Source organism: Dechloromonas aromatica RCB (genome assembly GCF_000012425.1).
Window position 1 is genome coordinate 2,482,727 of record NC_007298.1, and the last position, 17,257, is coordinate 2,499,983.

Annotated in this window: 19 protein-coding genes; 15 read left to right on the forward strand and 4 right to left on the reverse strand. The window is 61.9% G+C overall.

The window, feature by feature from the left end:
* Nucleotides 1–6: 6 nt before the first annotated feature.
* The 3 genes from DARO_RS11865 to DARO_RS11875 all read right to left on the reverse strand — a co-directional run bounded on the left by DARO_RS11865 (nt 7) and on the right by DARO_RS11875 (nt 1,852).
* Nucleotides 7–789, reverse strand: coding sequence for a membrane protein (locus DARO_RS11865; protein WP_011288036.1), 783 nt, complete (start codon nt 787–789; stop codon nt 7–9).
* A 75-nt stretch (nt 790–864) separates the two neighbouring features.
* Nucleotides 865–1,461, reverse strand: a complete 597-nt coding sequence (locus DARO_RS11870) for an undecaprenyl-diphosphatase (RefSeq protein ID WP_011288037.1) — start codon at nt 1,459–1,461, stop codon at nt 865–867.
* A 55-nt stretch (nt 1,462–1,516) separates the two neighbouring features.
* Nucleotides 1,517–1,852, reverse strand: a complete 336-nt coding sequence (locus DARO_RS11875) for a PepSY domain-containing protein (protein WP_011288038.1) — start codon at nt 1,850–1,852, stop codon at nt 1,517–1,519.
* A gap of 457 nt (nt 1,853–2,309) precedes the next feature.
* Between DARO_RS11875 and DARO_RS11880 the strand changes: the two genes are divergently transcribed.
* The 5 genes from DARO_RS11880 (at nt 2,310) to DARO_RS11900 (ending at nt 7,551) form a co-directional block, all read left to right on the forward strand.
* Nucleotides 2,310–2,615 (forward strand): hypothetical protein, encoded by a 306-nt coding sequence (locus DARO_RS11880; RefSeq protein WP_049758649.1) that lies wholly within the window; start codon nt 2,310–2,312, stop codon nt 2,613–2,615.
* A 12-nt stretch (nt 2,616–2,627) separates the two neighbouring features.
* Complete coding sequence (locus tag DARO_RS11885) at nt 2,628–3,266, forward strand: FlhC family transcriptional regulator (protein WP_011288040.1); 639 nt, start codon at nt 2,628–2,630, stop codon at nt 3,264–3,266.
* 79 nt (nt 3,267–3,345) lie between these two features.
* Nucleotides 3,346–5,022 carry a MobH family relaxase gene (gene mobH / locus DARO_RS11890; protein WP_041224370.1) on the forward strand — a complete coding sequence of 559 codons (1,677 nt, stop codon included), beginning with the start codon at nt 3,346–3,348 and terminating at the stop codon, nt 5,020–5,022.
* Between the two features lies 1 nt (nt 5,023).
* Nucleotides 5,024–6,931: a conjugative transfer system coupling protein TraD gene (gene traD, locus DARO_RS11895; RefSeq protein WP_011288042.1), complete on the forward strand. Its 1,908-nt coding sequence runs from the start codon at nt 5,024–5,026 to the stop codon at nt 6,929–6,931.
* Nucleotides 6,928–7,551, forward strand: coding sequence for a DUF4400 domain-containing protein (locus DARO_RS11900; protein WP_011288043.1), 624 nt, complete (start codon nt 6,928–6,930; stop codon nt 7,549–7,551). Before traD ends, DARO_RS11900 begins: the two co-directional genes overlap by 4 nt.
* Nucleotides 7,552–7,752: 201 nt before the next feature.
* Here DARO_RS11900 and DARO_RS11905 read toward each other — a convergent pair whose 3' ends face one another.
* The gene (locus DARO_RS11905) at nt 7,753–9,753 is read right to left on the reverse strand and encodes an ATP-binding protein (RefSeq protein ID WP_011288044.1); all 2,001 of its coding nucleotides are present in this window, start codon (nt 9,751–9,753) and stop codon (nt 7,753–7,755) included.
* A 582-nt stretch (nt 9,754–10,335) separates the two neighbouring features.
* On the opposite strand from DARO_RS11905, the gene DARO_RS11910 reads away from it, so the two are divergent.
* The 10 genes from DARO_RS11910 (at nt 10,336) to traV (ending at nt 17,250) form a co-directional block, all read left to right on the forward strand.
* Complete coding sequence (locus DARO_RS11910) at nt 10,336–10,833, forward strand: hypothetical protein (RefSeq protein WP_011288045.1); 498 nt, start codon at nt 10,336–10,338, stop codon at nt 10,831–10,833.
* A gap of 183 nt (nt 10,834–11,016) precedes the next feature.
* The gene (locus tag DARO_RS11915; RefSeq protein ID WP_011288046.1) at nt 11,017–11,568 is read left to right on the forward strand and encodes a lytic transglycosylase domain-containing protein; all 552 of its coding nucleotides are present in this window, start codon (nt 11,017–11,019) and stop codon (nt 11,566–11,568) included.
* A complete protein-coding gene (locus DARO_RS11920; RefSeq protein WP_011288047.1) occupies nt 11,565–12,242 on the forward strand; it encodes an OmpA family protein in 678 nt (225 codons plus the stop codon). Before DARO_RS11915 ends, DARO_RS11920 begins: the two co-directional genes overlap by 4 nt.
* 131 nt (nt 12,243–12,373) lie before the next feature.
* The gene (locus DARO_RS11925; protein ID WP_011288048.1) at nt 12,374–12,724 is read left to right on the forward strand and encodes a hypothetical protein; all 351 of its coding nucleotides are present in this window, start codon (nt 12,374–12,376) and stop codon (nt 12,722–12,724) included.
* 30 nt (nt 12,725–12,754) lie between these two features.
* A complete protein-coding gene (gene traL, locus DARO_RS11930) occupies nt 12,755–13,054 on the forward strand; it encodes a type IV conjugative transfer system protein TraL (RefSeq protein WP_011288049.1) in 300 nt (99 codons plus the stop codon).
* Between the two features lie 17 nt (nt 13,055–13,071).
* Nucleotides 13,072–13,638 (forward strand): type IV conjugative transfer system protein TraE, encoded by a 567-nt coding sequence (gene traE / locus DARO_RS11935; protein ID WP_011288050.1) that lies wholly within the window; start codon nt 13,072–13,074, stop codon nt 13,636–13,638.
* Nucleotides 13,625–14,500: a type-F conjugative transfer system secretin TraK gene (locus DARO_RS11940; protein WP_011288051.1), complete on the forward strand. Its 876-nt coding sequence runs from the start codon at nt 13,625–13,627 to the stop codon at nt 14,498–14,500. The genes traE and DARO_RS11940 overlap by 14 nt, the downstream gene beginning before the upstream one ends.
* On the forward strand, nt 14,497–15,867 hold the full coding sequence (locus DARO_RS11945) for a TraB/VirB10 family protein (protein WP_011288052.1): 1,371 nt from the start codon (nt 14,497–14,499) through the stop codon (nt 15,865–15,867). The genes DARO_RS11940 and DARO_RS11945 overlap by 4 nt, the downstream gene beginning before the upstream one ends.
* Nucleotides 15,854–16,672 carry a DsbC family protein gene (locus DARO_RS11950; protein WP_011288053.1) on the forward strand — a complete coding sequence of 273 codons (819 nt, stop codon included), beginning with the start codon at nt 15,854–15,856 and terminating at the stop codon, nt 16,670–16,672. The genes DARO_RS11945 and DARO_RS11950 overlap by 14 nt, the downstream gene beginning before the upstream one ends.
* Entirely contained in the window at nt 16,669–17,250 is a 582-nt protein-coding gene (traV, locus tag DARO_RS11955; protein ID WP_011288054.1) for a type IV conjugative transfer system lipoprotein TraV, read from the forward strand. The genes DARO_RS11950 and traV overlap by 4 nt, the downstream gene beginning before the upstream one ends.
* Nucleotides 17,251–17,257 lie beyond the last annotated feature (7 nt).

A 17,257-nucleotide genomic window follows, 5' to 3' on the forward strand; every position in this document is an offset into this window, starting at 1 on the left:
TAGAGGTTATTCGGCGGCTTGTGCATTCATGCGGCGGCCAACGCTGAACTGCGCAACGGCGACCAACATCACAATCACTGTCAGGAACAAAGCGCTGGTCCACATGGCACCCATGCCAAGTCCGCCATAAGTTTTGGCCTGGGTCAGCAGGTCACCAAGCGCTGCACCGAAGGGGCGAGTCAGGATGTAGCTAATCCAAAAGGTCAGTACGGCGTTACCGCCTAAACGGAATGCCGCAAAGGTTAAAGCGATCAGTGTTCCGAACGACACGGCTCCCCAAGTGAAGCCCAGGCCAAGCGCTTCGGTCGCCAAGTCACCCGCCGCAGTACCCAATGCAAATGTGCAGAGAATGGCCGACCAGTAAAACAACTCCCTACGTCGCGTGAAAATCTCATGGATAGACAAGCTGCGTTCCACCCAAAACCAAACCGCAAAAATCCCCGCAAGCGCCAGGGCAAATGCCGACGTGCTGACATACAGGCTAACGCCTAGCCCATCGGTGAGTAGGTCAGTAATCTGGGTGCCCACCACGCTGACAAGCACGACTGTAAGCCAGTAAATCCAGGGCGTGTAGCGCCGCGTGCGTAACTGCATGAATAGGGCAACAGCTAACAGTGCGCCCATCACTGTACGAGTCATACCTTGGCCGAAACCTGCATTGACAGCTAGAAAGTCGGCTCCGGTTTCTCCGACCGTCGTGGACATAATCTTGATAACCCAGAACGAGAGAGTCACTTCTGGGACTTTATTGAGCCAGTTTGAAGCGGAAGGCGTGGTCAGCGTATTCATGGAGTTATTTCCTGCAAAGGCGGGTTGTTCTTGCTGCAAGTCTGACCGGCCAAACTTAGGCCAGCCATAGGCTCATCATTTGTGAACCCATCCAATTTGGATGAGTTTTCCGAAAAGGACTCGATGAACGCAGAGGGCAAGGCGGCAAGTCGCAGGCAGATATACGCGCATCTCACGAAACGCCAGCCAGGCACTCAGCCCGGCGACCAAGGCCGCGCCAACCATGTCTAGCGGAAAATGAACACCAAGATAAATGCGCGCCCATGCAACAGGTAATCCCAGCAATGCAAGCGCCATTCCCGCCAGGCGCGGGCTGCGGTGCATCAGAAAACTAAAAGCGACGGCCCATAGGAGCGTCAGATGGTCGCTCGGGAACGAAGAATCAGCAGCATGGGGAATCAGGGTGTGCCCCAGACCAATCATGAAAGGACGTGGATGTTGCCAAACCAGTCCGATGATCTGGTTGATGAGCAAACCAGCCAGACCGGACGCGGTCGCTTCGAGCAAAACCTTGCGGGTATATTCGTTTCCGCGTAGCCAACCGAATCCGATGATGACCGGAAGCGCCCAAATGGCGTATTCAGCGAAAAAAGTGGCGATGGCCAGTAGCAGTGTGCTTGGGTGCTCTGGTGCATTAAGCCAGAGAAATAGTGCGTGATTGAGGTCTTCCATGTGGTCTCCGGGGCCGAATCACCCAACTGGGGCGACCCGGCCTTGTGGCGTGTAGTTAGTCTTGCTTGTCGTGGTCGTCATCGCGATCCGCTTTGTCTTCGGCGGACGAAATGACCGTGCCTTTGTCGGCATCGACCCTCACATCAAAGACTTTGGCCCCACTGACGACCTCCACGTCGTAGACCCAGCCCTGTTTCGAGTTCTCGTACTCGGCGCGTGAAGCCTTGCCGTTGGCGTGTTGCTCGGCAGTGGTGACAGCCTGAGCCATCGGGATTTTGGCCTTGGTGATGGCCATGGCATCGTTTTCCATGCCGCCTTGGGCGGCATAGGCAACGGTGCCCGCAGCGGCAATGGCAGCGGCCAGGAGAGAAAGTTTGCTGTAGCGATTCATGGTTTTTCTCCAAAAAGAACGCAGGTATTTGCGCAATGGAGAGATTACGGAAGCTGACTTAGCTGGCACTGAGCCGCTCAAAAATAGCTTAACGTGCTTTATTTTCCGTTTTCTGCGACGCCCCCCAGCAGGCCGGCGATCGGGCTGAGTAGCTGCGTCGGCTTCGCCGCCGGTCTTGGTCTGATTCGTTGGAATCGTCCCCCTTCAAGCTATGCCCGTTCGATATGCCGAACAATCCTCCCGGTGGCGGCTATTCCCCAAGCAACAGCTTCTGTCGGACCTTACGTGTGGCAAAAGGATCGCCCTCCGGATTTTTGAACAAATGTCCCTGCCATAACACAATACCAATGACTATGCTGCTTTTTATTGCCATAACCCAATCATCATGACGGGTCGCTCATAAAACTTTCCACCTTCGATGCTCAGACACCCGTTTCAGCAGAACCAACTGGAGAACATGACCATGAGTCGCGTGACGCTTACCGATGTCGAATGGATCAACCTGAATGTGCTGGTCGTCATTCGCGCCGGTCTCCAGTATGACCCCGCCTCGACCTGCTGCAGGTACGGGCTCAATACGGCGCAAGCCAATCATCTTCGAGAACTGAGCCTCGACGAGTTGTGGTCCTTGGTCATCCACGTCGGCGACACGACCCTGTTCCCACCACGCGCCGACCTGGTGACGTTGCTGAGCACGCCGCGAGCGTTGGCGGGTCCGATGGCGCTCGTCCATCCCCCCATGCCGATGCAAAGCCGGCGGTAGGAACCACGACCGATGCCGACCCGCGGCGACCGGCACCTGCGCGCCATGCAACTGGCGAAGCAGTTGGCGGCGCTCGGCGCACGCCTGAAGACGATCCACCTCATCACCGGCATCCCGCCGCGCCAAGTGCAGAGCCTCTTCTTCCCCGATGCCCGCACCATCCCGCGCGGACGCGCCCCCGATTCGGCCGAGTGGTACCACGGCGCCAACCTCATCCTGCGGACCGACGCCTGCCTCATTGGCGCCAGGTACTGCCAGTTGCGCAACCAGGGACTCGCCACCGGCGAAGCCCTGGTCTTCGCCTACCGCGCCTACCAGGCTGCCACGCTGCCGCCTTACCGCATCAGCCTGGACCGGGCCTTCAACCTCGTCTCCTATATCGACGGCATCTGGCTGGCCAACGCACCGGCGCTGTCCGTGCTGACCTGCCCCGGGTGTGGCTGCGAGTTCATCGCCGCGGTCGGCACCGTGGCGCACCCTGGCGAACCTTGCCCCTTCTGCAAGCTGCTGGAACGCTTTCACCTGGACCATCGCATCCAAGCGTCTTACCCGGCTCGCCCCGCCCTCGACATGACCGAGCGCCAACTGGGCATGCTCGCGCTCTTTCACAAACTTAGCCCCGAGGCCGAAGGCGATAGCCCCTCGGAATAGGTCCCGTTTCAGCGCGACAAGCGAGATAACCCGCCGAAGAATGCCTACTTCGCATTCTTTCCGGCATCGCCGTACCGCCATGCCCGCCACGCCAACGCCTGTCACTTTATACCCCGCCTCCGACCCCGGTTTCGCCGCCGTGCCGGTCGATGATCTGCTGGCCGGCGAAGCAGACCTGATCGCACGCATCAAGCTCTGCTACGGCATCGACCGGGACAGCTTCGAGCGCGATGTCCTAATGCTGGTGCGCCGCTACGCCGCCTGCGTGCATCTGCTGCCGGCGACCGCCGACAACTACTTCAGCAAACCGGGCGGCCTCTTGCGGCTCGGCCTGGAGACCGCTTTCTTCAGCCTGCAAGGCACCGACGCACACATTTTTTCGGGGCGGATGAGCATCTCGGCACGCCGCCAACTGGAACCGCGCTGGCGCCATGCAACATTCATCGCCGGGCTGTGTTGCGAATTGCACCGGCTGATGAGCCATATCATCGTCACCGATGCCGCCGGCGAGGCGTGGCCGGCCTTCCTGCGGCCGCTGGCCGACTGGCTGGCAAGCCGGGGCAGCGAGCGCTATTTCCTGCGCTGGCGGCCCCAAGCCGTCGAGGCGCGCGGCCTGGGCCTGTTCGCCCTGCCCCATGTGGTGCCGCCCGCGGTGATGGCCGACCTCTCCGAGGGCAACGCAGTCATCGTGCCGCATTTGCTGGCCAGCATCGGCGGCATTCCGGTCTATCGCGACCACAACATCCTCGACGAACTGGTCCGCCGCTCGCTGGCGCTAGTCATCGACCGCAACCTGGTCGCCAGCGCCGACCGCTACGGTTCGCCGCAATACGGCTCGCACCTGGAGCGCTACCTGGTCGACGCCCTGCGCCGGCTCACCAGTGGCAACTCGGCCTGGATAGCCAACCGCGAGAAGTCGCGCCTGTGGTTCGGACAGGACGGTCTGTTCCTGGTCTGGCCTGGCGCCGCCGAGGATGTTCAGCAACTGCTCGAAGCCGACCAACTGGCCGGCATCCCCAAGGCGCCCGAGACGATGCTGGAACTGCTGGTGGCCGCTGGTGTGTTCGAAGCGGCGGCAGCGGGCCGCGCGACTTGGTCCATCCAGCCGCCCGGCGCCAAGGCCCCGCTGGAAGCCGTCAAGCTCTCGACCCCGGCCATTCTCCTCGCGGGAATCGAACCGCCCCCCGTCGCCTTGCCCCAAGTACTGGAATTCAAGCCGGCGCCGGCGTCTGCGCCAGTTGCGCGGCAGACGCCTCCATCCATGCCACCGCCGGCACCGGTGAAGAGCGGCACCCAGTTTTCGCTCATTCCGCCGTCCGAGCCGCCCGCCGAGAGTGACGTCCGCGTGGCGCCGGTCGAGGAAACACCCGGATCAGCCTCGCCTGAACCGGCGACGGCACCGCCGTCGGCGACATTCGACTTGCAAGCTCCGATGCGTCTGAACCCAGTCGTGCGCGACGCCCTGGCCGAGGCCGTTCGCACGCTCAACGATGGCATGGGTCCGCCCACCGTGTGCACCGTCGCCCAGGGAGTATTCGTACCGCTGGAGGAATTCGGGCGGCGCGGCGTCCAGCCTTCGCTGGCCATGCGTGCCCTCATCGAGGCGAACCTGCTGGTGAAACCCAACCGCAATGGCCCGCCGACGCTGTCGCGTGAATTCAACGGCAATCCCACCGTCGGCATTGTGCTCGATCCGCGGTGCGTAAGCGGACTCGATCTGGCGGGCTTTGCAGCACCACCGGCGGAGGGAAGCTGAGATGCTGGTACGCCGCTACGAGATGCCCTGGCGCCGCGCCTACGAGGTCTATGCCGGCATCGCCTGGTGGCTGGCACTGCTCTATTTCCTGGGGGTAGGCGTAGTCGGCGCTCTCCCCCTTCAATTGGCCATGCCGCTGGCACTCGTCTGCTTCGCGATGGGCGTGCTGCGGGTGACCCAGGCCCTGCGCATGCTGGTCTTGCGGGCGTCGCTGGGCGGGCGCGGCATCGAGGTCGTCGGTACCGACGACCTGGCTCGGTGGTGCCAGGATCCGGCCTTAGTGTTCCTGGGCTTCGGCTTCGAATGGCAGCCCGTGCATTCGCAGCGGCTCTACGAACTGTCCAAGGTCGACTACCGGGAGTTCACCGTATCGCCGCGCCTGCTGCAACTTTTGGGCTACGACAGCAAGCCCCAGCCGGACGCCGAGATCGGTCTGCCCTATATCCACGGCGTCGAACCGAAGGAAGGCCCGTTGCACCGGCCGCTGCAGAACTTCGAGGGCGGCACACTGCTGGTAGGCACCACCCAGTCCGGCAAGGGGGTGGCACTCGCCAATCTGATCACCCAGGCGATCCGGCGCGGCGACGTGGTGATCGTCATCGATCCGAAGAACAGCCGGCGCCTGAAGCGGGTTGTGGAGCGCGCCTGCGCGGACTACCGCGAGCCGGATACCTTCATGGAATTCCACCCTGCCTTTCCGGAGCGGGGGGTACGGCTGGATTTCACCTTCAACTGGCAGAAGCCCACCGAGATCGCCTCGCGTATCCAGTCGATCATGCCGCCGGACACGGCCGGCGCCTTCTCGGCCTTCGGCTGGGATGCCGTCAATGTCGTGGTCCAGGGCCTGGTCGAGATCGAAGAACGGCCGAACCTGATGAAACTGACCAAGTACATCGAGGGCGGCATCGAGCCGGTGCTGGAGGGGTCGCTGCGCCGCTACTACGACCAGACCCTCGGAGCGGGCTGGCGTGAACTGCCCGAAATGAAGAAGCTGCTCAACGACGCCCATCGCGGCAACCTGAAGCGCCCGTCGGAGGCGGCCAGCGCCGACCTGATGGCCTTCGTCGCCTACTACGAGCACTTCATCGCCCAGAACCAGCGCAACAAGGTGATCGATGCCCAGGTGCGCACCTTCCGCCACAACCGGGAGCATTACCAGAAGATCACCGCCAACCTGCTGCCCATCCTGTCGATGCTGACCTCGGGCGACCTGGGGCGCAGCCTCTCGCCCGATCCCTTCGATGCGGACGACAGGCGGCCCATCATGAACTTCGAGAAAATCGAACGCGCCGGCCACGTGCTCTACATGTGCCTGGATTCCCTGCCCGATCCGTCGGTCGCCTCGGCCATCGGCGCCCTGGCGCTGGCCGATCAGGCAGCGCGCGCCGGCATGCGCTACAACCTGGGCGGCTACCGACGCATCGCGCTGTTCGTCGACGAGGTCTCGAACGTCATCAACCAGCCGCTGATCGAGATCCTCAACAAGGGCGCCGAGGGCGGCATCTTCACCACCTGCGCCATGCAGACCCTGGCGGACCTGGCCAAGCGGCTGGGTAGCGAGGACGCGGCGCGCATGGCGCTGGGCAACCTCAACAACCTGATCGCGCTGCGCACCAAGGACCGGCCGACCCAGGAATTCGTGGTCGAGACCTTCGGCAAGACGGCGATCCATACGGTGCGGGTGGGCCTGAGCCACGGATCGGATGCCCACCTGGGCGACTTCTCGTCGAGCTATTCCACCCAACTCACCGAGAGCTTTGAGGAGATGGTGCCAGCGGATGTGCTGGGCAAGCTGCCCAACCTCCAGTACTTCGCCTCGGTGTCGGGCGGCCGGATCATCAAGGGACGGTTTCCGATCCTCGATCCCGATGCGGAGTCGTGCCGCGCCCAGGGAAAGGCGACCGCATGATCCGCGCCGTCGCCGTGTTGTCGTTGCTTGTCCTGCTGGTCCTGGTGCTGTACGTGCCGTCGGCCCATCCCCCGGAGCGCTTCCTCGCGCAGCTACGCGCCGAGCATGAGGCGGCCACAGCTTACTGGGGCGCCGAGCCCGCCACCCGCATGCTGGATCGGGCGATGCGCATGCAAGATTCGACGGCCCAGGTCACGCCGATTCCTGCCGCGAAGGATGCGCCTTCGCCAGCGGGCGTGAACGGCGCGGTGTCCCGGGAGATGTCCTCGGTCAACCAGCGCCTCTTCAACAACACCTACTTCCGTGCCGTCGACGCGCTGCTCCTGCTCGCCAGCTATCGACTCTCCACCCTGCTCCAATGGCTGCCCTGGCTGGCGGTATTCGTCTTGGCTGCAATCGTCGACGGCGGATTCGCGCGGCTCATCAAGGCCAAGGAATTCCTGCAGCACGATCCGGAAATGTTCGCGCTGTACGCGAGTCTGGCAATCGTGACGCTCTGCGCGACGGTCGTCGGCTTCGTACTGCCAGTGCCGCTGCATCCGCTGCTGCTGCCTTGCGAGCCGCTGGTGGTTGGGGTGCTGGCCGGGCGGGCCGTGGGGTGTTTTCATCAGCGAGGATGAGACGTTACTCCGCGATGAGATCGGTGCAATTGGCCGTGATCAGCCAAAACACATGTACACTTGATGACAAATGGCAACGAAAACGCGTTGGCAGCGTGACATAACTGCGTTGCTGAGTATCAGCTTCACAGGAGTAAGAAACGAGACCGTCGTAAGATTTGTACTGAGATGGCAGTTCGGTCCGGCACTCTTCCCACTGGCTTAATGCTTGTGGAGTCCCAATTTCTCGAAGAGCATACGGTTACGACGCTTCGCGTCCCGCACCAACTTGTCATAAGAGATGATTTCAACGTACCCATTGCCTTCGGGCAGGGTAAAGAAGTACCCCTCGTTGTCGGCAGTCTTGTGATATCGCAGCGACACCTGCTTTCGGAGGGTCGGGGTAAGGTCAGCGATCAGATACCCTGTATACCGGAGCCGATCGGGATTGACGGGCCTGCCGTCGACGTCCTTTACCGCGCCCTGATTGACTTCCACGAAGCGCTGGATGATCTGGTCAGCCGGATCCTTATCGTAGTCGTCCCGGCCAGGCCGCTTGAACTCGACGACGACCAGCCCTCCTCCTGGAAGGTTGTCCGGCTCGGCTACGCCAATCGGCGTGTCGTAAAAAAACGCCAGGATATCGGGTTCCTTGCCGGATGTATTCTCCAGCCCGGCGACCTTGTTCAGTTTCTTGTCCGATGTGAGCAGCGTGTGAAAGCAAAGTCGCTCGTCTAGCAGCCAGAGATTCTGCTGATCGAGGAACACATCCTTGGATGTCACGCCCATCGGGAAAATCATCTTGTGCAGCACCTTCTCGAACGGGTATTTGTCGTCGGACTGCACGCGCTTAAGGCTTTGATCGACCAGATCCAGGATGGTGCGCCGATGGGCGACATAGTCGGCCAGTTTGGCTTTGCCGACATCGTTCATCTCCTCCATAAGGGTCTTTATCCGCTCCTGGTACTGGTCGAACGATTCCTTCTCGATAAGCGCCGCGACATGCCGCTCCTCCTTCCGCATCCCGTCCTCAATGTCGCGGCGGATGTGGAGCAGAGCCTCGTCAAGCTGCTCTTCCTTAAGGCCGGGCTGGACCCGCTGCTCGATGAGCTGTCTGTATTTTTCATGCGTCAGCACGCGGTATTCGGGCGCATGTTCGACAAACCGCGCGATCTGCGCGATTTTTTCGTCGTTGGTGGTTTTTAAGTCGATGGCAAGGACAGAACGGAGCGCTTCTGCGAGCCCTTTGTTGAGAGCTTGGCGGGACACCAGCGTCTGCTCTAACTCGGGCTCATCCTCAGACTGGAATGCGATCTTCGTACGTTCCTGGTTAGCGTTATCGTCCAAATACTCTCCCGTCACCAAAACGATGAGGGTGTATGCCTCTTGCTCCTCGTCCACGAGGCGCTCTGGCAACTCCGGGAGCAAATCCCTGAGCTTGGCGGTCGTCACCTCGCGGCCGTTGGCGCAAAGGTGATAATCGTGGCGTGCCCTGCCGTCCCGATGGCGGAACGCCTGGAGGGCGAATGTGTGGCCGAGGACATCGAAGAACTTCTCCTCAATGTGAGCTTGGACCGTGGATTGGAATAGCGCTTGGAGATCGATCGGGGCGTTGCCGGGGGACTCGAGCGACATCGGTGGGCAGGACCGGGCGGCGAACCGAATGAGGAAATGGGCGATGATGCGCTCCGCCAGCACTACCGGGTCCGTCGGCCATGCGCCGCGATACCGATCAGACAGACCGCGAACGGTGATGGTCGTCCCCGTGGGCGCATCGGTCGGCTCAGTCTTGTCTGCTCCTTCCAGTTCGCTAACGATAGAAAATCCGAAATTGCGGGACAGGCGTTTGCCGTCCTTCTCGAACACGCTGCGCACTTCGCACTTCGAAAAAACCTTGAGGAAAGTAAATCGGCCCACGCCCTTCCCGCCGAGCTTCACCTTGGACAGCGTGTAGGCTTCGCCGAATGAAGCGATGTTGGCGTCCGTGAATCCTGCTCCATCATCGGTGATTTCAAATCCGTCAAATACCTGGGTTTCATCGCCCGCCTGCCGAACCAAATCGTCCGACGCCAAAAGCCTTATCCGAACGGCGCCGCCCGCCGGGTTCCGGTATTTTTCCTCTATGGCGTCCATCGCGTTTGATATCGCCTCGAACAATGGCATAACGCCGCGAGTAGGGGCAAGTTCGAGCCGATCGACCAGACCGCGGATATTTGTGAGCATGGCGGAGCTTCCTGTATCCCCTGCCCTGTGACAAAGGGCAAATTTTGGATTATGCACGCATCCTGAATCCCGGTCGACCGAGACAGGGCAGACCTCGACGACCCGATTCATGGTTTGTTCGGTAATCGCCAGAACCTGAGCATCACCTTACTGGAAATGGATACGCGTTGCGATGGCCGAATAACCAGGCATTAACTCGATGGGCGACGCATAAGGTTCGCTTGGCACGATTCACCCGGTGGACTTGGGTAAAGCGGAGCTTCACACAGCCTCCACGGATGAATATCCGGTCGCCTACGTGTAGCGGCCAGATTTGGCAAGGAACCTCACCGGCGACTTGGCCGAGTACCATCGCCGGACCCGCCTTTTCAAAAGGTCATCTCAGTGATGGAAAGCTGTCAATGAGTTTACATATAACATGCAATGGAAATGTCTCTTCAGCGCGCCTATCGACCTTTCCCCTGATAGCGAAATCCCCCGCATTAGATATCCATTTCCGGGGGACACCACGGCCTCGACTGCCTATCCTTCAGTCATGCGCTCATACGAGCAATACGACGCCACTGAATCGAGGTCACTGCCATGTTTACCGCCACACCGACCACTCGCCAGCAGAGCACTGCCCGGCGCATCGAGGATAGTGCCGCACAGGATGTCATCGAGACGCGCCTTTGGCTCGAGGAGCACGACTGGCTCTATCGCCTGCTGCGCAGCCAAGACAATGTGTCGCCGACCTTCCGCTTTCCCGATCTCATCAGCGCCAGCGTCTCGCTGGTCTTCACGCATCAGGACGCCCCCTGTCGCATCTTCCGGTTTCTCGGGAGCGAGCTTGTTCTCCGCCCGCCCGAGACACCGCGCCGACGCGAATCGATGTGGCGGCACCAGTACCAGCTGCTGTTGGATCTACAACGTTCACCCGCTAACCGGCACCCCAACCCCAAGTTCCAACTCGACCAATTGACCACGGCCTGCGTCGCCCTGTGCCGGGTAGAGGATGGCTCGGGCGCAGGCATCCTGCGGCAGGCCCGCCGCAACATGGTCGAACGTTCCCATCCCGGGGGAGATGCGCCGCCCGGCTGAGGCTTACGACGCCCCCTGACTGGCATCCACCCGCTTCTGACCCGCTCGCTCACCGTCACCCTGCCCGGCTAGACGCCGGACCTACCCGAACCCGACCCTGACCGTCCGCGCACCGCCGACGGCCCAAACCCTCGCTGCCCGCCTACCCGGCGGGTCGTTCCGGTTTCGTTGGAGAGGTGACTCATGCGTCTGCCGCTGAACTTTGCTGGTCTTGCTGCACTGGCCGTCCTGGCGACCGCGCCCACCTGGGCGCGGGCTTGCTGGGAGGAAGCTGCCCAGCGCTACGGCATTTCGGCCGACCTGCTCTATGCCGTTGCCCGGGTCGAGTCGAACCTGAACCCCCAGGCCGTCAACCGCTCGCACCTCCAGCGTACCGGCTCCTACGACATCGGCCTCATGCAGATCAACAGCGGCCATCTTTCAGCCCTATCACGCCACGGCATTCGGGAAATCGATCTCTTCGAGCCATGCACCAATATCCAGGTCGGCGCCTGGCTGCTGTCCGACCTATTCTCCCGGCAGGGCGCGACGTGGGATACGGTCGGTACCTACAATGCCGCCTGCTCGCAGCTCAAGGGTGAAGCCTGCTCCAAAGCCCGCGCCCAATACGCTTGGCGGGTGTATCGCCAGTTGTCCGCGCTACATAGCAACCAACTTGCCGGTGTAACAAAGAAGGGCAAACAGACACCCCAAGGCGAAACATTGCCCCCCATATCGGTAAGGGTAGCGCCATGACGGCCACCCTTCTGAACTACCGTAGTCTCGGCATCATTGGCTGTTGCGCCGTTCTGGCCGCATCGTGCAGCCTGTTCCATAACGCGGCGCCACAGGATCACCCAAAGAACTCGGTTGACACTGCCCCCGTGCAACTGGCGCAACTCGATTTCGGCCGCCAAGCAACTTTCGGACGCTGCGTACCGCCAGCCTGCCCGACCCGGACCCCCAAAACCCTCGCAACGGATTCCTCAGTTCGGACGGTCGACCGCGCCGCACCATCCTTCCCGGCCCAGTCCATCCCCCCTGAACCTGCCACCCCGCCTTCAACACCAAAGATCGACACTTCACGGACGATCATTGTCCAATTCGGCCTCGGCAGCGCAATGCTAAGCCCAGCTGCCCGTTCCAGCCTGAATGAGGTGATGAGTGCCCTGCTCTCGGCGCGCCAGATCACGATCATCGGCCGCACCGACAACACCGGGCCGCTGGCCTTCAATGAATCACTGGCCCTCGCCCGCGCTCTGGCAGTTCGCGACCACCTGCTCAGCACCCACCCGATGCTCACACCCACGCTGAGCGTCAAGGCTCGCGGCACCTGCTGTTTCATCGCCGCGAACGACACCCTGGCCGGCCGTACGCAGAACCGGCGGGTCGAGTTGGTCTTTGATCTGAGTGACAAGGCGCAGCCATGACCTCGCAGCTTCCGCTTGTTGAAATTCAAATCCATCACCGCCGAGCGAAAGCGCTCTCACCCACCGGCATATTTATGTGCCCACCCGCCTAATACCCCCCTCATTACCCAATTTTCTGTTCGGAGGTTTTCATGAACGCTACAGCCCCTGTTTCTTTTCCTCACCTTGCCAACCGTAAGCCGATGAACGTTACCGTGCTGCTGGCGATGATCGTCCTCGGTCTCGGCGCCGCCTTTCCCGGTTACGCCCTGGATCTGGTGGCCTTCACCGGCATTACTGGGCCGCTCACTTCAGCCCTGACCCAGATCGCCGCGCTCGGCCCGGGAATCAAAGCCCTGGTCGGCTTCGTCGGCTTTGTTGTCGCCCTCATCTCGCTGTCGGCGCTGCGCAACTTCGGCCCGGTCCTGTTCTACATCGGGCTAGCCATTTTCGCCGCCGTGGGTCTGGTAATCGCCGGCGCGATCATGGGCGCGGTGATCTGAAACGCCGGCATCGACACCCAGGAGTCCGAAATGCAAGCAGACACCTATATTCCGCGGCGTCTTGATGATCAATGGAAGATCGGCTTCTGGGATGTCGATGTCGCCGCACCGATCCTGTTCATGTTTTTCGTTGGCTATATGTCTGGCAGCAAGACCTCGTTCGCCGTATGTATGGCAGCGGGCATCTTCGTCTCACGCTGGATCTCGCGCATCAAGGCGGACAAGCATCCGGCCTTTGCCATCCACTGGCTGTACTGGCACTTGCCGGCCAGTCCGTTGACCACGATGCGCGCCACGCCGCCGTCGCACATCCGCCGCATGGTCGGCTAAGCCAAGGAGAAGAACCCATGGACTTCGAACGACTCAACGGCGACATCAAGGAAATGCGCCGCCGCAACCGCGGGCTCGGTCTGGCCGTCGGTGTCCTAGCCGCCGGCCAGATCCTCGCTCTGATAGTCATCCTCAACCTGCTCGGCACGGTGCGTACCGTCGTCGTGCCACCCTCGATCGACAAGACCTTCTGGGTCACCCGCGACAAGGCCAGCAACGAGTACCTCGAGCAGATGGGCAGTTTCATCGCCTGGCTTGTCCTTGATGTGACGCCGGCCTCGATCGACTGGAAGAAGGAAATTCTGCTCGGCTACGTCGAACCGGAACAGTACGGCCCGCTGAAGACCCGACAGGAAGTCGAAGCCGAACGCCTGAAGCGCATCAACGCCGCCACCGTCTTCGCGCCCCAGCAACTGGTCCCCAGTGAAGAAGGCCAGAGCGTCGTCATTCGCGGCCGCCTGCGCACCGTGGTCAATGGCTTCGAGACGGCTAACGACCTCAAGGCCTATCGGGTCGAGTTCAACTACGCCGGCGCGCGCATGCATCTGAAAAGTTTCAAGGAGGTAGCCAATGTCGGCAACTGATACCCACCCGGCCCTATCCAGATCCGATTCCAAGCCGGCGTCGAAACACGGACGGACGATGAGCGCTGTTCTGGCCATCGCCTGTGTCGCCAGCATGACTGCCCTGCCCGCTCAGGCACTGCAACTCGTCGAGGCCAGTGACGGCGCGGCGGTCGAAGCCATCCTGTCAATCCGCGAACCGACCCGCATCCGCATCGAAGGGGCAGCGATCACCGATGTCTTTGGCAATATCCATTCGAGCCAATGCGGCATGGCGGCGGCGCTTCCCGCTAGCCCGGGCATGACGCCCGCCGGTATGGGTTCATCACCGATCAATCCAGCCGGCGAGATTGCCCTGACCTGCGACCGCGACAAGGGCGAAATCTATGTCCGTCCAGTTGGTGATTCCACCAAACCGATCAATCTCTTCGTCGCATCGGCCAACGCCACCTATACCTTGCTGCTGCGCCGTTCGGATACCCCGGCCGACACGATCGTCATCCGCGACAGGACACCGAAGGCCTTGCAGCATGCGCCATCAGCCCCGGCCGGACCCTCACCCAATCAGGTACGAGCCATGAAAGCGCTGTTGGTGGCGATGGCTTCAGATCGGGTACCGCCGGATATCCGAGTCGAAGAGACCCACGGCACGCTTCCGTTATGGAACGAGGCGCGGTTTTCGCGGGTGCGTCAGTACGAGGGGCGCAGCCTGGTTGGCGAGAAATACCTGCTGCAGAACATCAGCGATGCCCCCATGGTGCTGGCCGAACCGGAATTCGACCGCGAACGGGACAGCGTCGTCGGCATTGCCGTCGAGCACCACAACCTTCGCCCTAGCGAGAGCACCAGCGTCTATGTGATCCGCCGCGGAGAAACGCCATGACGACGCCGCGTCAGTGGATGCAAACGCTGCGGGGCTTACCGCAGCAATTACTGCAGCACCTCTCCCCGCGGCAACGCCAGTACGCCATGCTTGGCGCCCTGCTGGTCGGTGGCGTCGGGCTGCTCTGGACGATTTTTGCATTCACGGCGAGCAGTCCGCCAGCGATCAGCACGCAACCCGCCACCGGGCCAGCCAGTTCGGTCACCAACATCGGCGTGATGTCGCCTGGCGCTCAGGTCAATCCGGTCGATCAGTGGGTCGGCACAGCCGGCCGCAAGCTTGCCCAGTACGAGAACGAACGCGAAGAACAGGGACGACTCAACAAGGATCGCCAGACCTTCGAAGCTAAGACGATGCAACGCTTTGCCGAACTGGAACAGCGACTGACGTCGACCCAGCAGGCAGTTGCGACGCCCATGCCTCCCACGCCAGTCCCGACCATGCCACCGGCGGCGAGTCTGCCCCCTGCTCCGCCACCCTCCAAGGGCTTGTCCACTGGGGCAATGCCGAGCGGCACGCCCGGCGACCTGCTGCCTCCGAGCCCGCTGATTGCGCAAACGCCAGCGATCACCCGGATTACGGTGGCCGAGCGCTCCCTGCTCGCCAGCCCGGGAGAGAAAGCCGAGCGCGCCGCCGGGGCTGGATCACAAAACCCCCGAACCGTATCCACCTTCCTGCCCGTCAGCTTTACCCGTGGCACGCTGCTGGGGGGACTGGATGCGCCGACCGGTGGGCAATCGCAATCCAATCCGCACCCGGTCCTGATCCGTCTTTCAGACAACTCCTTCCTGCCCAACCGCTTCCGCGCCGAATACCGGGAGTGCTTCGTGGTAGCCGCCGGCTATGGCGACATCAGTTCCGAGCGTGCCTATCTGCGGACCGAAAGTCTGTCTTGCGTACGAACCGACGGCGCGACGCTGGAAGTCAAGATTCAGGGTTCGATCTACGGCGAGGATGGCAAGGTCGGCATGCGCGGGCGACTGGTCACCAAGCAGGGCCAAATGCTCGCCAACGCCCTGCTAGCCGGTGTGGTCAGCGGCATCGGCCAGGGCCTGGCCACCTCGTCGACCGAGTACAGCACCTCAGCTCTCGGTACAGTCGCCAGTGCCACCGGATCCGAAGCCTATCGCGCCGGCCTCGGCTCGGGTGTCGGCAAGGCCCTCGACCGGCTGGCCCAGTACTACATCAAGCTCGCCGAGAACACCTTTCCGGTCATCGAAGTGGACGCCGGTCGCGAAGTCGACGTGGTGATCACCAAGGGCGTGCGCATCGATGTGCCGATGACAAGCGGCGAACCGCCTTCCGCCCGCTTCGCCAATTCCCCTGAAACCCGTTATCTGGAGACCTCGGACGATGGCAACTACTAAACCCATGCGCCGGCGAGCACTCGTCGCGGCCTTGAGCACGATCCTTTTAGGCGCCTGCTTCGCCGCCAATGCAGCCAAGCCCGACGAGACGCAGTTGCTGACGGCATTGCAGAAAGCCCATCCGGGGACGCAGTTCTCCAGCGTCGCCCGCACGCCCATCGCCGGCCTCTACGAGGTCTGGATGAACGGCAATGTGGCCTACGTGTCGGCCAGGCAACCACGCTATTTCCTCTTTGGTCATCTGTTCGACACCCAGAGCATGAGCGACCTGACCGACCCGAAAATGGCGCAGGCCGGCAAGGCAAAAAGCCCCGATGAAGCGCCTCAGAAATACCAGCCAACCACAGCATCACCGATCCGCTTCGAACAGTTGCCTCTGAGCAACGCGATCAAGACCGTGCACGGTACCGGTCAGCGCCGGATGGCCGTTTTCAGCGACCCCAACTGCCCTTTCTGCAAACAGTTGGAAACGGAGTTGGCCAGCCTCGACAACCTCACCATCTACACCTTCCTGTTGCCTTTCCTGGGTGAGACCAAACCGATCGCCATCTGGTGTGCGGCGGATCGTGCGGCGGCCTGGCAGCGCCTGATGCTTGATGGCGACGACAGTCTGCTCAACACCGGCGCCGCCTGCGACCACCCGATCGGTCGCAACCTGGCGCTGGCCCGCCAACTCGGCGTGCAAGGCACGCCCACACTGATCTGGGCGGATGGCACCCGTAGCGAAGGGTTCGTTGGACAGACCGTGATCGAATCACGACTCGCCGCGACCGCTTCACAAGTTGCCCCGGAGAAACAGCCATGAAGACGCTCGTCCTGCGAATGGTTGCAGTCTGCCTATTCCTCCCCTTGGCCGCCTGCATGAACATGTCCGGCCTGGGCGGCGACTCGAAGTACGCCTGCAAGGCCCCCGATGGCGTCGCCTGCGACTCGGTGTCGGGCACCTACGCCAACGCCCTACACAACAATCTGCCCAGCCAGCAGGCACAACGATTCGCTCGCCGACAGAAAGAGCTATCCGAAGAAATCCCCTCCCCGACGCTTGGACGTACCACCTCATCGGCAGCAGCCAACGCTTCCGGCATGGCCGTAACGCCCGCCCCCCTGCGAACCCAGGCCCGTATCCTGCGGCTGTGGATCAAACCCTGGGAAGACGCCGACGGCGATCTCTACGATCAGGGCTACGTCTATGTCCAGGTGGACAACGGCCAGTGGCAGATCGACCACGTGCAACGCCAGATCCGTGATCTCTATGCGCCGCTGAAGCCCCCGCCCAAGCCGGACACTGAGGCAGCAAACGAACCCGGCGCCAATACACCGCCGCCCCTACCGATGTTGCAACGCCCGCCGCTGTCCGGGGCCGGCGCCAACCCTGCGCATTGAGGTCCAT

Bases quoted from the DNA above. Each gene is read 5' to 3' on its own strand.
- DARO_RS11865 (WP_011288036.1), bottom strand. From the start codon at position 789: ATGAATACGCTGACCACGCCTTCCGCTTCAAACTGGCTCAATAAAGTC.
- DARO_RS11870 (WP_011288037.1), bottom strand. From the start codon at position 1,461: ATGGAAGACCTCAATCACGCACTATTTCTCTGGCTTAATGCACCAGAG.
- DARO_RS11875 (WP_011288038.1), bottom strand. From the start codon at position 1,852: ATGAATCGCTACAGCAAACTTTCTCTCCTGGCCGCTGCCATTGCCGCT.
- DARO_RS11880 (WP_049758649.1), top strand. From the start codon at position 2,310: ATGACCATGAGTCGCGTGACGCTTACCGATGTCGAATGGATCAACCTG.
- DARO_RS11885 (WP_011288040.1), top strand. From the start codon at position 2,628: ATGCCGACCCGCGGCGACCGGCACCTGCGCGCCATGCAACTGGCGAAG.
- mobH (WP_041224370.1), top strand. From the start codon at position 3,346: ATGCCCGCCACGCCAACGCCTGTCACTTTATACCCCGCCTCCGACCCC.
- traD (WP_011288042.1), top strand. From the start codon at position 5,024: ATGCTGGTACGCCGCTACGAGATGCCCTGGCGCCGCGCCTACGAGGTC.
- DARO_RS11900 (WP_011288043.1), top strand. From the start codon at position 6,928: ATGATCCGCGCCGTCGCCGTGTTGTCGTTGCTTGTCCTGCTGGTCCTG.
- DARO_RS11905 (WP_011288044.1), bottom strand. From the start codon at position 9,753: ATGCTCACAAATATCCGCGGTCTGGTCGATCGGCTCGAACTTGCCCCT.
- DARO_RS11910 (WP_011288045.1), top strand. From the start codon at position 10,336: ATGTTTACCGCCACACCGACCACTCGCCAGCAGAGCACTGCCCGGCGC.
- DARO_RS11915 (WP_011288046.1), top strand. From the start codon at position 11,017: ATGCGTCTGCCGCTGAACTTTGCTGGTCTTGCTGCACTGGCCGTCCTG.
- DARO_RS11920 (WP_011288047.1), top strand. From the start codon at position 11,565: ATGACGGCCACCCTTCTGAACTACCGTAGTCTCGGCATCATTGGCTGT.
- DARO_RS11925 (WP_011288048.1), top strand. From the start codon at position 12,374: ATGAACGCTACAGCCCCTGTTTCTTTTCCTCACCTTGCCAACCGTAAG.
- traL (WP_011288049.1), top strand. From the start codon at position 12,755: ATGCAAGCAGACACCTATATTCCGCGGCGTCTTGATGATCAATGGAAG.
- traE (WP_011288050.1), top strand. From the start codon at position 13,072: ATGGACTTCGAACGACTCAACGGCGACATCAAGGAAATGCGCCGCCGC.
- DARO_RS11940 (WP_011288051.1), top strand. From the start codon at position 13,625: ATGTCGGCAACTGATACCCACCCGGCCCTATCCAGATCCGATTCCAAG.
- DARO_RS11945 (WP_011288052.1), top strand. From the start codon at position 14,497: ATGACGACGCCGCGTCAGTGGATGCAAACGCTGCGGGGCTTACCGCAG.
- DARO_RS11950 (WP_011288053.1), top strand. From the start codon at position 15,854: ATGGCAACTACTAAACCCATGCGCCGGCGAGCACTCGTCGCGGCCTTG.
- traV (WP_011288054.1), top strand. From the start codon at position 16,669: ATGAAGACGCTCGTCCTGCGAATGGTTGCAGTCTGCCTATTCCTCCCC.